Source organism: Methylophilus sp. 42 (assembly GCF_000384155.1).
In the GTDB taxonomy this organism is placed as follows: Bacteria; Pseudomonadota; Gammaproteobacteria; order Burkholderiales; family Methylophilaceae; genus Methylophilus.
In genome coordinates this window covers 657,017-670,496 of the sequence record NZ_KB913031.1, presented here as the reverse complement: position 1 = coordinate 670,496, position 13,480 = coordinate 657,017, and the positions used below count along the sequence as shown (strand labels likewise).

At 53.8% G+C, this 13,480-nt stretch carries 13 protein-coding genes; 2 read left to right on the top strand and 11 right to left on the bottom strand.

The window, feature by feature from the left end:
- Nucleotides 1-108: 108 nt before the first annotated feature.
- From dnaK to waaC, 3 genes are all read right to left on the bottom strand, one after another.
- Nucleotides 109-2,031: a molecular chaperone DnaK gene (gene dnaK, locus MET42_RS0103245; protein ID WP_019881334.1), complete on the bottom strand. Its 1,923-nt coding sequence runs from the start codon at nt 2,029-2,031 to the stop codon at nt 109-111.
- A gap of 103 nt (nt 2,032-2,134) precedes the next feature.
- Nucleotides 2,135-2,668, bottom strand: a complete 534-nt coding sequence (gene grpE, locus MET42_RS0103240; RefSeq protein WP_019881333.1) for a nucleotide exchange factor GrpE — start codon at nt 2,666-2,668, stop codon at nt 2,135-2,137.
- Nucleotides 2,669-2,818: 150 nt separating this feature from the next.
- On the bottom strand, nt 2,819-3,814 hold the full coding sequence (gene waaC, locus MET42_RS0103235) for a lipopolysaccharide heptosyltransferase I (RefSeq protein WP_019881332.1): 996 nt from the start codon (nt 3,812-3,814) through the stop codon (nt 2,819-2,821).
- Between the two features lie 3 nt (nt 3,815-3,817).
- Here waaC and MET42_RS0103230 point away from each other — a divergent pair, with 3 nt between their 5' ends.
- Nucleotides 3,818-4,951 (top strand): glycosyltransferase family 4 protein, encoded by a 1,134-nt coding sequence (locus MET42_RS0103230; protein ID WP_019881331.1) that lies wholly within the window; start codon nt 3,818-3,820, stop codon nt 4,949-4,951.
- Here the strand turns inward: MET42_RS0103230 and MET42_RS0103225 are convergent.
- The 6 genes from MET42_RS0103225 to bioB are packed head-to-tail and all read right to left on the bottom strand — an operon-like array spanning nt 4,948 to nt 10,527.
- Complete coding sequence (locus tag MET42_RS0103225) at nt 4,948-6,000, bottom strand: rhomboid family intramembrane serine protease (protein WP_019881330.1); 1,053 nt, start codon at nt 5,998-6,000, stop codon at nt 4,948-4,950. The two genes, MET42_RS0103230 and MET42_RS0103225, sit on opposite strands and share 4 nt — an antisense overlap.
- Nucleotides 6,001-6,645: a dethiobiotin synthase gene (gene bioD, locus MET42_RS0103220; protein ID WP_019881329.1), complete on the bottom strand. Its 645-nt coding sequence runs from the start codon at nt 6,643-6,645 to the stop codon at nt 6,001-6,003.
- A 2-nt stretch (nt 6,646-6,647) separates the two neighbouring features.
- Nucleotides 6,648-7,523 (bottom strand): malonyl-ACP O-methyltransferase BioC, encoded by an 876-nt coding sequence (gene bioC, locus MET42_RS0103215; protein WP_019881328.1) that lies wholly within the window; start codon nt 7,521-7,523, stop codon nt 6,648-6,650.
- Nucleotides 7,524-8,315, bottom strand: coding sequence for a pimeloyl-ACP methyl ester esterase BioH (gene bioH / locus MET42_RS0103210; protein WP_019881327.1), 792 nt, complete (start codon nt 8,313-8,315; stop codon nt 7,524-7,526).
- Nucleotides 8,312-9,496, bottom strand: a complete 1,185-nt coding sequence (bioF, locus tag MET42_RS0103205) for an 8-amino-7-oxononanoate synthase (RefSeq protein WP_019881326.1) — start codon at nt 9,494-9,496, stop codon at nt 8,312-8,314. Before bioF ends, bioH begins: the two co-directional genes overlap by 4 nt.
- Complete coding sequence (bioB, locus tag MET42_RS0103200) at nt 9,496-10,527, bottom strand: biotin synthase BioB (protein ID WP_019881323.1); 1,032 nt, start codon at nt 10,525-10,527, stop codon at nt 9,496-9,498. The genes bioF and bioB overlap by 1 nt, the downstream gene beginning before the upstream one ends.
- Before the next feature lie 141 nt (nt 10,528-10,668).
- Here bioB and MET42_RS0103195 point away from each other — a divergent pair, with 141 nt between their 5' ends.
- On the top strand, nt 10,669-11,349 hold the full coding sequence (locus tag MET42_RS0103195; protein WP_232411260.1) for a ComF family protein: 681 nt from the start codon (nt 10,669-10,671) through the stop codon (nt 11,347-11,349).
- Nucleotides 11,350-11,355: 6 nt separating this feature from the next.
- On the opposite strand, the gene MET42_RS0103190 is transcribed toward MET42_RS0103195, so the two are convergent.
- Nucleotides 11,356-12,564 (bottom strand): M48 family metallopeptidase, encoded by a 1,209-nt coding sequence (locus tag MET42_RS0103190; RefSeq protein WP_019881320.1) that lies wholly within the window; start codon nt 12,562-12,564, stop codon nt 11,356-11,358.
- A 19-nt stretch (nt 12,565-12,583) separates the two neighbouring features.
- Nucleotides 12,584-13,474 carry an ExeA family protein gene (locus tag MET42_RS0103185; RefSeq protein ID WP_019881319.1) on the bottom strand — a complete coding sequence of 297 codons (891 nt, stop codon included), beginning with the start codon at nt 13,472-13,474 and terminating at the stop codon, nt 12,584-12,586.
- Between the last annotated feature and the right edge of the window lie 6 nt (nt 13,475-13,480).

Below are 13,480 nucleotides of genomic sequence, written 5' to 3'. Positions count from 1 at the left end.
GTTTAATGCGCTTGCGCCATAAAGACAAACACACCCGCGATCAGCGTAGTGTGTTTGCCGGCATCATTGAAAAAAGGACGAGCATTTTCATACCCGCCACTTTCAAGCTTAGTCTTTCTTCACTTCTTCAAACTCGGCATCCACCACATCGCCTTCAACCGTTTTTTCGCCTTCCGCTTGCTGTGCACTCTCGGTGTTAGCCTGTGCCTGTTGTTCAGCGTAGACTTTCTCACCCAGTTTTTGCGAAGCTTCCATCAAGGCATTGGTTTTGGCTTCGATCACTTCTTTATCATCGCCATCCTTGGCCACGGCTTCCAGCTCTTTAATCGCGTCCTCGATCTTGGCTTTTTCATCGGCTTCAATCTTGTCGCCATGTTCAGCCAGCGATTTTTTCACGCTGTGCAATACACTGTCAGCCTGGTTACGGGCATCGACCAGTTCACGCAGTTTTTTGTCTTCATCGGCATATTTAGCCGCATCTTCTTCCATGCGCTGAATTTCTTCTTCGGACAATCCAGAGTTGGCCTTGATAGTGATTTTGTTCTCTTTGCCAGTCGCTTTGTCTTTGGCAGACACATGCAGAATACCGTTGGCATCGATGTCAAACGTCACTTCAATTTGCGGCATGCCGCGTGGTGACGGTGGAATGTCACTCAGGTTAAACTGACCGAGGCTCTTATTGCCGGACGCCATTTCGCGCTCACCTTGCAGCACATGAATGGTCACGGCGTTCTGGTTGTCTTCAGCAGTTGAAAACACTTGAGACGCCTTGGTAGGAATCGTGGTGTTTTTCTTGATCAGCTTGGTCATCACGCTGCCCAGCGTTTCAATCCCCAGTGACAATGGAGACACGTCCAGCAACAACACGTCTTTAACGTCACCTTTCAATACGCCACCCTGAATCGCAGCACCGACGGCCACGGCTTCGTCCGGGTTCACGTCTTTACGTGGTTCCTTGCCAAAAATCTCTTTCACTTTTTCTTGCACTTTTGGCATACGGCTTTGACCGCCCACCAAAATCACGTCAGAAATATCAGAAGGAGACACGCCCGCATCTTTCAATGCGGTTTTGCACGGTGCAATGGTGCGCTCGATCAACTCTTCAACCAGGGACTCCAGTTTGGCACGGGTAATTTTCACCACCAAGTGCTTAGGGCCGCTGGCATCTGCCGTGATGTAAGGCAGGTTGACTTCAGTTTGCTGCGCGCCAGACAATTCGATCTTGGCTTTTTCAGCAGCCTCTTTCAGGCGCTGTTTGGCCAGCAAGTCGTTGCGCAGATCCAAACCGTTTTCTTTCTTGAACTCGTCGGCCAGAAAATCGATGATGCGGTTATCGAAGTCTTCACCACCCAAGAAGGTGTCACCGTTGGTAGACAACACTTCAAACTGGTGTTCGCCATCGATTTCAGTAATTTCGATAATCGAAATATCAAATGTACCGCCACCCAGGTCGTAGACAGCAATCTTGCGGTCGCCTTCCTGTTTGTCCATACCGAATGCCAAAGCCGCTGCGGTTGGTTCGTTGATGATACGTTTCACATCCAGGCCAGCAATACGGCCTGCATCCTTGGTCGCCTGACGCTGACTGTCGTTAAAGTAAGCCGGTACGGTAATCACGGCTTCAGTCACTTCTTCGCCCAGGTAATCTTCGGCGGTTTTTTTCATTTTGCGCAAGACTTCAGCAGAGATTTGCGGTGGCGCCTGTTTGTTGCCACGCACTTCTACCCATGCATCACCGTTGTCAGCTTTAGCAATGGTGTAAGGCATCAGGTCGATGTCTTTTTGCACTTCTTTTTCGTCAAAACGGCGGCCGATCAAACGCTTGACTGCAAACAGGGTATTTTTAGGGTTGGTCACTGCCTGGCGTTTTGCCGGGGCGCCGACCAGAATCTCGCCATCTTCCTGATAAGCAATAATAGAAGGCGTTGTACGTGCACCTTCCGCATTCTCAATCACGCGTGGCTTGCCACCTTCCATCACGGCGACGCAGGAGTTGGTTGTCCCCAAGTCGATACCGATAATTTTTGCCATATTATATGTTCCTTAAATTCGTTAATCTTTAATCTGCTGATGCAGTGAACATTGGGATGCTGTGAAAGATTTCAAGCCCCTGTTCTTTAAATGGTTTTTAGTTTTACTTGGCCTGAATCACCGTGACCAAGGCTGGACGCAATACACGCTCATTCAAGCTGTAGCCTTTTTGCAATACGCTCAACACGGTATTCGGCTCGCCTTCGGCAGGCACCATGCTGATGGCCTGATGCTTGTTCGGGTCAAACTTTTCGCCCAGCGGGTTAATTTCAGCAATATTGAATTTCTCGAACACGCTGAGCAGTTGCTTGGCTGTCAGCTCGACGCCGTTTTTATAACTGGCCACTTCTTCGCTTTCAACCGCCAAGGCTGCATCCAGGCTATCTTTCACTGCCAGCAGTTCACCACTGAATTTTTCCAGCGCAAACTTGCGTGCCTTATCAATATCATCCGCCGCACGGCGACGAATATTTTCACCTTCGGCTTTGACATACAGCACTTGCGCTTTGGCTTCTTCCAACGCGGCTTCCAGGGCCACAATGCGTGCTTCGTGTGCATCAGCCACGCTGGCTTGCACCTCTTCATGCACGGCGGATTCGTTTGCGGGCACCTCGGAAGGTGTATTTGGTTCTTGCATGGGGCTCCCCTTCTTATTCAACACTATTCACTGTGAGAGATGTCAATAGAAACATTTTTCTCTCAATATCTTTCCAAGGTTGGGGATGCCCCTACTGATTTCAAGGGTAAAGCGTGAATTTGTGTGTGATTTTTTAAATGTGACCAGGATCTAGCGCACCATGGCCGAGACTTCAGCAATCACCGTTGCCACAGCAGGCACTTGCCCTTTGCCACCCAAATTGACTGCAGTTGCCACACGCCCGCCCGCCACGCCGGTAAACGCAGGCTCGGTATCGGTATAGATAGCAACGATGGGGATATCCAGCGCGGCTGCCAGGTGTGATAAACCGGTATCCACCCCCACAGCGAAGCGCACTTGCGGCATCTGGCTGGCGAGTTGTTGCAGACTGAGCTTAGGCAGCACCAGCGCTTGTGGTACTTGGGCTTGCGAGACCAGCGCCGCAACTCTTTCAGCACGCGCTTTTTCGCTATCACTGGCCCAAGGCAACCACATATGCAAACCTTGCCTGGCATAGTGCTGTCCCAAAGCCACCCAGTGCTCTTCAGGCCATAACTTGCTATCACGGCTAGTCGCATGCAGCGCCAGAAAAGCCTCGGCTGGCGCGTGCTGACCCAAGCCTGCCAGCCCATATGCAGGTTTGTTTTGCGGCACGGCATAGCCGAGCGCCCGCGCTGCCAGCGTGCGCATACGCACGACAGCATGCTGGCGATAGCTAATGGCATACCGATACTGGTAAAACCGGCTGGCCAAGGGCTCACGAATGGAGTGTTTGTCGTAACCATGGCGCGGCCCACGGGCCCAAGTCGCCATCACGGCGCTTTTCACCAGCCCCTGTAAATCCAGCACCAGATCATAAGGCTGAGCAGCGACGGCCTGTTTCACCGCTGCAATTTCACGCCAGGTCTGGCGACGCCACCACTGTTTGCGCCAGCGACGCACGGCGACGGTAAACACTTGCGCTACACGTGGATGCAGGCGCGGAATATCGGCAAAGCTGGCCTCTACCAGCCAGTCAATATGCGCATCAGGAAAGTGTTGCAGTATATCCTCAACAACAGGCAGGGCGTGGATCACGTCGCCCATAGAGGTGGTTTTGACAATCAGGATGCGTTTCATGGCCGCTATTTTCGCATACAATGCCATCGCATGAAGTTTGCGTTTCTTATATTCAAATACTTTCCTTACGGCGGTGTGCAGCGCGATATGTTGCGCATTGCCAGAGACTGCGTCGCCCTCGGCCATGAAGTCACAATCTTCACCGGCGAATGGCGTGGCGATTTGCCGTCAGATATCACCGTCCACTTATTAAAAGCCAAGGGCTGGCTGAACCACCATAGACACCAGTCGTTAATCAGGCAAATGCAACACGCCGTGCAACAACACGGTTTTGACCGTGTAGTGGGCTTTAACCGCATGCCCGGCCTGGATGTCTATTTTGCCGCCGACCCCTGCTATGCCGAGCGCATGTACCACGAGCCCTGGTACAAAAAACTGTCTGGCCGCTATCGGTTTTTCTCGGCCATGGAAAATGCCGTGTTTGGCAAACAGGCTTCTACCCATATTTTGTTACTTAACCAGCATGACCAGGCTATGTTCCAGCGCTGGTATGGCACCGATAATGCGCGTTTTCACCTGATCCCACCCAATATTCCACTGCAGCGTTTCAGCAGCCTGGCGGGCCAGGATCACCGCACCTATGTACGCAACACGTTTAACCTGCCTGACGATGCGATTGTGTTGCTGACAGTCGGGTCGGCGTTTGTACGCAAAGGGGTAGACCGCGCGATTGATGCCTTGAGTAGCCTGCCAGATGCGCTGAAACAACGCTGCTGGTTATTGGCCGTCGGTGAATTTGAGTCCAGCAGCAATATGCAAGCTTACACTGCGCAACGCGGTGTGGCCGAACGCTGCATAGAAGCAGGCGGCCGGCCAGATATTCCAGCCCTGATGCTGGGTTGTGACTTGCTGATCCATGCTGCGCGCTCTGAGCTGGCCGGGATCGTGTTGATTGAAGCGATGACGGCAGGCCTGCCATTACTGGTGACCGAAGTCTGTGGTTATGCCAGCTATATCAAGGCAGCACAGGCGGGCAAGGTATTAGCTTCACCATTCAGCCAAGACAGCATGAACCACGCCCTGCGAGAGATGCTGGAAAACCTGACGACACAGCCCTGGGCAGCCAATGCCAAAGCCTTCGTGCAGCAAATGGCGGCCACACAAGTCAGCTACCCTGAAGCCAGGCTGATTGCAGCCACACCGTCTGGCGGCTCACGCGCTTAGGGCGTCGCAGACTTACCCGGCATAAACGGCACATTGCGTAACTTGTCTGCGGCCGCTTTGCTGGCTTCACTGCGTTGCAAGGCATAGGCTTTAGCCTGCTCTAACAACGCCGCAGACGGCAAATTAGGATCTTCCGGTAACGCTGATAGCTTTTCAAAGCTTTCTTCATAAGGCGTGGCGACCTGTGCGTCAATCTGCGCCGCCATGTCATCAAAGCTGACACTACCCTCACGGCCTTCCAGTATGATCTGCCGCCATTTCTGCTGCGCTTTCTGGTCCACCTGATTGAGCTTTTGCACCTGCTTTTGTATCGCGACTTCTTGTTGCCAGCGATATTTGGGCGTAGGCAAATGGGTCACCAAGACAAACAGCGCTACCACCCATGATACGGCCGCCAACCATTGCGTCAGTGTTAATTGTTTACTGGGAACGATGGTGACCGGTAGCAAAAGCGTTGCCATCACCATGCCAGTGACAAAGCCACCAATATGCGCCGAATTATCAATGCCTGGAATGATGTAGCCCATGGCAATGGTCAGGGCAGAAAACAGTAACGCACCCCAGAACAACCAACGGAATTCCTGTGCCTGCATTTGCTTTCTGCCAAACCAGACATACGCCAGCAGCGCGCCATAAATCCCGAAAATAGCCCCGGAAGCGCCACCCGATACAGCATCATTGCCTTGGATGACCAGCGACAGCAGGTTGCCACCGACGCCACTGACCAGGTAAATCACCACAAAACGGACGGCACCAAACATGCGCTCGACCAGTTTGCCGCCATCCCACAAGGCCAGCATATTCATGCCCAGATGCAAGGCGCCAAAGTGCAAAAACATGGCACTGGCCAAGCGCCACCATTGACCATCCGCCGTGGCAGGGGCAAAGTTGGCGCCCCAGGTCAGTTGTACGGTATTCGGAGAATGCCAGAAGCCAGCGCCGCCAAACAGCATAACGACGAACACCAGCACATTCAACATAATCAGCCATCGCGTCATCGGCGGGACTGGTGCGCGTAACTCAATACGGGTGAGCAATGACTGATCCATTTAGTGAAGTGACTCCTGAAAAGGGACTTCTAACAAAGGCGGTTGTTGCAACCCCTCTATCAGGGTTTGCAAGTTCTGCTGTGGTCGTGACATCTGCGGGTCTATGCTGTTCGCTACCCAGCCACAGAAATCAATATTTCGTTGTTTGAGCACTTGCGCCGTGAGTAAGGCATGGTTAATACAGCCCAGCCGCATGCCCACTACCAGCAATGCTGGTAGATTCAATGCCTGAATTAAATCGGCAATGGTTTGGCTGGCATTAAGCGGCACCAATAAACCACCCGCGCCTTCAACAATCACCACATCTGCCATAGTGGCCAGTTGTGTATAGGCCGTTTGAATGACGTTAAAATCGATCTCAACCCCCGCCTGGGCGGCGGCGATATGTGGGGCAATGGCTGGCTCGAAACAATAGGGATTAATCAACTCAGGCGGCGCGCTGACATTGGAGGCCGCCGTTAATTGCAATACATCGTCATTTTGCCAGCGGCCATCTCGCCACTCGCAACCGGAAGCCACCGGTTTCATGCCGATCACGGTCAGGCCTTGCGCCACCAGTTGCTGCATCAAGCACACGGTGACTGTCGTTTTACCTACACTGGTATCGGTGCCGGTGACAAAAAAATGGCGTGGCAAATTGCGCATGCTTAATCCGGATGCGCTGCTTTACGCGGCATAAACTGTACCGTGCTGGTGCCCGGCTCCGTGTAAGGCTGGCTGCCAGTCCAGGCATGGACAAATACCACTTCATAAGTGGCAGGCAATTTACCGTCGCGGCGGAACGCTTCATAGCCTTGCCGCAATTGCTGTAAAAATCCTTTTCCGCTCAAACCTTTGGCACGCCCTGCCGTGGCATTATGGGCACCGATGGCCTTGAGGTCACGCATCAAGGATTCCACCGTATCGTAGGTCAAGGTGTAATGCATCACATCCAGCACCGGTGCGCTAAAGCCAGCGCGTGTGAGCGCGTCGCCGATATCATGCATATCAATAAACCGGCTGACGTGGGTATGGTCAGCGCCTGAGGCGGCACGTAACTCTTTAAGCGTATCCGGCCCCAGCGTGGCGAACATCAGCAGACCGTTCGGGCGCAATACTCTGCGCCACTCTTGCAACGCTGCATCCAGATCATTACACCATTGCACCGCCAGGTTGGACCACACCATATCCACACTGGCGTTAGCCAAGGGCAGCGATTCAATATCGGCACAGACGAAACGTGGCTTGGCCCGCCAGAATTGATACCAGGGAAATAATGTGCGGCTACGCGCCAGCATGCCTTCGGCAATATCCAGCGCAATGCCCTGTGCTTTTTTAAACTGCCCGAGCAAGGCCTGCAAGCCATGGCCGGTACCACACCCGGCATCCAGGATGACTTCAGGCTCGAGTTTGACCACGTCCAGGCGGCTCAGCATTTCTTCACGCACCTGGCGCTGCAAAATAGCAGCCGCATCATACTGTTTGGCGGCACGGTGAAACGACTGCCGCATGCGCGACTTGTCGATCTGGTAAACGTCCTGCATTTAGCTACTCATTTGTGGTGATGTCAGGTCGTCAGCCATAAATGCTTCTACAGACTCGCAGAAAGCATCCGCATGCGACAGGAACGGTGCATGCGCGGCGCCGGCAATCACGCGTAACTGGGCGCGCTGCATATGCATGGCCAGCCAGTGGGCCGCTGAGAGAGGCGCCAAAGTATCACGGTCACCATGGATCAGTAAGGTCGGCTGGAACAAACGGCCAACTTCTTCACGCAAATCCGTTTGCAACAAAATATCCAGCGCCTGGTTCAGGTTGTCTTGCGTCGGCGTGGGTTTGGCCGCAAAAGCTGTGCGTAATTGGCGCACAGTGCTACGCGCGTCTTTGGCATGCATGCATTGCAAGGTCAGGAAGTTCAGCAAGGTGGCATTAAAATCCTGCTCGAAGCGCTCATTGAACTGTTCAAAATGTCTGGCCGCAATGCCGTTTGGCCAATCAGGCTTGCTGACAAAACAAGGATTCGTGCCCACCAGGATGAGTTTTTCAACACGGTCCGGCTGGTTAAGTGCAATCTGCTGGGCCACCAGGCCGCCCAGTGACCAGCCCAGGATGGTAGACACGCCCGGAATCTCTTCGGCCACCGCTTCAGCCAGGCTGTGCAAATGGTAAGGATAAACGGGGCGGCTTTGGCCCATGCCGGGCAGGTCAACCAGGAACAAACGGTAGTTGGCAGACAGGCGCTTGACCACGCGCTCCCAGACCGCACTATTCATACCCCAGCCATGTAACAAAACCAATGGCTTGCCCTGGCCCATGATTTCGATAAAACAACTCATGGCTGCGTCCCGGCCGGAATCTCACGCTCTGCGGCATGCAATGCAGCAATCAGTGCCCGCACATTCGCCTCACTATGCGCAGCCGACAATGAAATGCGTAAACGCGAGGTATGCGCAGGCACGGTTGGCGGACGAATGGCAGGCACCAGAATACCGCGCGCCTGTAAATATTGACTCAGTGCCAGCGCCTCGTGGGTATCACCCACCACCAGTGGCTGAATCGCCGTCTCCGACGGCAGCAGGTGCCAGCGTGAAAGTGACAGCTCACTTTTGAGCAAGGCAATCATGTCAAACAATTGCTTTCTGCGCGCATCCCCGTGTTCGATTTCCTTGACCGAAGCCAGCAATGCGGCTGACAGCGGCGGCGGTGCCGGGGTGGTATAGATATAGCTATTCGCATACTGGATCAGGTAATCGATGACAATTTTTTCACCGGCGACAAACGCACCAGCGACGCCAGCGGCCTTGCCCAGTGTGCCCATCATGATTAATCGTGGTGACTGCAACCCTAAATGTTTGAGCGAACCGCGGCCTTGTGGGCCCAGCACACCAAAACCATGCGCATCATCTACGTAGAGATAGGCATCGTAGCGCTCACAGAGTGCCAGGTAAGCAGCCAGTGGCGCAATATCGCCATCCATGCTGAACACCGCATCGGCGGTCACCAGCTTGTGGCGTGCTGTGCTGGCTTGCAGTAGTTTTTCCAGCGCAGCCACATCGTTGTGCGGAAAGCGGTGATGCGTGGCACGTGATAAAAACGCGCCGTCATTGAGGCAAGCATGGTTAAGCTTATCGGAAAACACCGCATCTTCACGGCCCATCAAGGCACTGACAACACCGATATTGGCCATATAGCCAGTCGAGAACAGCAAAGCGGCCGGTTGGCCGACAAACGCCGCCAGTGCCTGCTCCAACTGGTCATGATAACGGTGATGGCCGGTAATCAGGTTGGAAGCCCCGCTGCCCACACCCGCCTCTGCCGCGGCGTCTTGCAGCGCAGTCACCAGCGCAGCATCATTGGCCAGACCAAGGTAGTCATTGCTGCAAAACGACAGAAATGGCTGGCCATTGGCGGTAATATGCTCGGCCTGCGGCGAATCCAGCAAACGGCGCTGACGCATCAGGCCCAGTGTTTGCCGCTTATCCAGATCCGCGCGTAAAGACTCCAGCAAATCGCTCATTAGATCTTCTTCAGGCCAAGTTTGCTGAATAAAGCGTTATCCGACTCCACTTCCGGGTTACCTGTCGTGAGCAATTTTTCACCGTAGAAAATGCTGTTGGCACCCGCGTGGAAGCACAAAGTCTGTACGGCTTCACCCATGCTCTGGCGGCCTGCTGACAAGCGCACAAAACTGGTGGGCATGGTGATACGCGCAATCGCGATGGTACGTACAAACTCCAGCGGATCCAATGGATCTGTACCATGCAACGGTGTGCCTTCGACTTGGGTCAGCAAGTTAATTGGCACGCTTTCTGGTGGCTGTTCCATATTGGCTAATTGTGCGACCAGGCCTGCACGTTGCGCGCGGCTTTCGCCCATGCCGATGATGCCGCCACTACAGACATTGATATTCATGCTGCGCACGCGATCCAGCGTATCCAGGCGGTCCTGGTAAGTTCGGGTGGTAATCACATCACCATAAAACTCTGGCGCAGTATCCAGGTTGTGGTTGTAGTAGTCCAGCCCGGCCTCTTTTAACTGCTCGGCCTGGCCGTCTTTAAGCATGCCCAGGGTGGCGCAGGTTTGCAGGCCCATGGCTTTCACTTCAGAAATCATTTTTAACACCGGATCCAGGTCACGCTGTTTGGGGCCACGCCAGGCAGCACCCATGCAGAAGCGGCTGGCACCACTGTCTTTAGCGGCTTTGGCGGCAGCCAGCACGTCGTCCAGCTTCATCAATGGCTCATTTTCCACCTCGGTATGGTAACGCGCGGCTTGCGGGCAATAGCCGCAATCCTCAGAGCAACCACCGGTTTTAATCGATAGCAAAGTACTCACTTGCACCGCATTCGGGTCAAAGTGTTCTCTGTGTACCGTCTGGGCTCTGTGCAGCAAGTCATTGAATGGCAGTTCAAACAGTGCCATGATGTCTTCTACGCGCCAGCGCTCAACCGTCGGGTGGCACGCAGCCGAAGGTTTCAAGCCATCCAGGTTGATGATAGAGGTTTGTATTTCGCTGCCACAAGCGGCAGCAGAGGTTTGTTGTTCCATAAATACCACGCAATAAAATTGTATGAATAATCCGGGCGAATTATATGTTGTTTAAAATATGACGTGAAAAAATTTTACAATAGATTAAAATTTAATCACATCCAACTTTACCAGCAACTACAGCAATGGCTTGGTTCAAGCTTGCCCTGTGTACTGTGTGATGCACCAGCCACCGCAGATCGCGCTCGCAAGTCAGCACTTTGCAGTCACTGCTTTGACTTGCTGCCCTGGTATACCTCGCCACGCTGTCCGCAATGCGCACTCCCCACCTCATCAGGCGCACTGTGCGGCATCTGCCTGCAGCATGCGCCAGCCTTTGATCATACGCTGACGCCATTCCGGTACGCCTACCCGTTGAATCGCCTGCTGCATCAATTCAAATACCATCAACAATTGTCTTTGGGCAATGTGCTGGCAAACAGCCTGCTCACACAAGTGTCGATTTTCGCAGAGACCGCACAACCACAGGTGGTGATGGCCATGCCCATGCACATCAACCGCGTTAAACAGCGCGGATTTAATCATGCGCTGGAATTAGCCAAACAGGTGCATCATCACTGTGGCATCGTTTTAGATCTTGAAGGCTGTGTACGTGTGATTGATACGCCGACACAAGCAGGCATGGATATGAAAACCAGAACACGCAATTTGCGCGGCGCATTTGCCACGCACCGCTCTTGGCAAGGTCAGCATGTGATGATTGTGGATGATGTGATGACCACGGGTGCCAGCATGCACGCGGTGGCCAAAGTATTAAAGCAGGCTGGGGCAACGCAGGTGACGGCGCTGGTGCTGGCCCGCACCTTGAAAAACGAAGCGTGACTGATATTACTCGCTACGCACGACTGCAACGCCACCCAACTGGCGGATACGTTGCCCGACAAACTCTGACAAACGATCACTTAACGGCAAGTTATAAGCTTGTTGCAACTGCTGCAAGGCCTGTGCAGGCTGACCCGCCGCTTGCAAAGAAATAGCATAAGCCACAATCCACTGTGCATGCCCGGGCCGCAACACGTTGGCGCGATCAAAGTGCGGTAAAGCGGCGGCATGTTGCCCGGTCTGCTGATAGGCCATGGCCAGCATCCATTGCGACTCTGCATCCTGTATCAACAGGTTGGCAACCGGCTTCAGCGCTTGCAATACGGCTTCAGGCTGGGCGTGCGACAGCTGCCATTTGGCCAGTGACTTGGATAAGCCAATTTGCCCGGGAAACTGCTTGATTCCGGCTTGCAGTACAGCCACCGCTTCCGGCTCCTGCTTGGACTCGAACAAATAAGTTGCCAGCAACTGTCGCGCATCCTCTGACTGCGGATAAGTCGTTAACGCCTGGCGCAAGATGACCAGTGCTTCATTCAAACGCCCTTTTTGCTCTTGGTCTACAGCGCGTTGAATCAGCAAGTTCACTTCTTGCTCGGGACGTATCTGCTTGTTCACCACACCGCGAGGACCTGACTCTTCCTCACTATTTTTAGCGAGTTTGACGGCATTGCCTGGCTCAATGGCAGTCACTACAGGGTTGGCTGCCGTACCTTCAGCGGGGTTAATCGTAAACTCACCCTCCACTTGCGGCGGTATGGTTTTAGCGCTGACCGGTTTAGTCACCGCCGGCTTAAGGGATGGCTGTGCAATGTCTTTCACTGGCGCTTGCCACGCGCTAAATAATGCTTTGGTGAACTGCGGATGCGACCAGGCTGGACTGTCGGCAGTGGCAGGCGTGGCCGCTTCCGCCGTGCTGATCTCTGCCCCGGCGGCCGGCACCACAGGGATTGCTACCGTTGACGGCACTGGCTGTACAGCCACAGGCTTTGGATAAAAGCGCGCCACCAGCATTGGCCAATTGACCAGCAATGCGCCGACCAACGCCAAGAGCAACAGCCCCCATACCAGTTTACCGATCCAGGCCGTGGCAACTGATCCTGAATGGGATAACACTGGCTTGACCTGCCCAGCCCAGGCATTGCCAGCGCTGGCATCAAGCGTTGCCCCGCCTTGACGGGCCTCAACATTTTGCAATACCTGATTAATTAAGCTCAAGTGCTTCCCCAATAGTTAACTAACGACCCAGACCTGCCATGGCCGTATGCAATGTCACCCACCACTTAAAGCCATGCCCTAACCAGCGATGCTGCGCCTTGACGCTTGCCTGGGTATCCATAATGGCAGCCCTGACATCCTCTGCAGAGACGCCTTGCTGACCACGCCCAAATGCTGATAGCAAAGATTTATGCGCCAGAATATTCAGCAGCCTGGGAATACCATTGGCATAGCGGTAGAGCAAACGCAGGCTGGCAGGCGTAAACACCATGCCTCCCTGATACCCAGCAATATGCATACGATGATTCAGGTAAAACCCCAATTCTGACCACTGCAGGCCTTTGAGGTGATACTCGAAGCCAATACGCTGACGTAACTGGCGAATGGAGGGATGATTAATGCGCTCTTCCAACTCCGGCTGGCCAAAAATCACTACTTGTATCAATTTGCGCTTCTCGGTTTCGAGGTTGCTCAGCAGGCGCAAAGCTTCCAGTGTTTCCAGCGGCATGGCTTGTACTTCGTCCAGGCACACCACCACGTGGCGGCCTTCATCAGCAAATGTGAGTAGCTTGCGGTTAAGCGCATCAATCATGTCATGATGGGTAAAATCAGGCTTGAACGCCACGCCAAACTCAGTCGCCAGCGTCATCAGCAAGGCATGTGGATCAAGGTAAGGGTTGGGGATAAATGCCACCTTGCAACTGGGCGCCAACGCCTTGAGCAGGCGGCGGCACAACAAGGTTTTACCGGTGCCCACTTCGCCGGTAATTTTGACAAAGCCTTCGCCGGACTGAATCGCAATCAATAGCGTATTCAGCGCCTCTTGCAGGCTACGCGTTGCATAATAAAAACTGGTATCCGGGGTGATGGTAAACGGATATTCCTTCAACCCAAAATGCTGCAGGTACATGCCCGC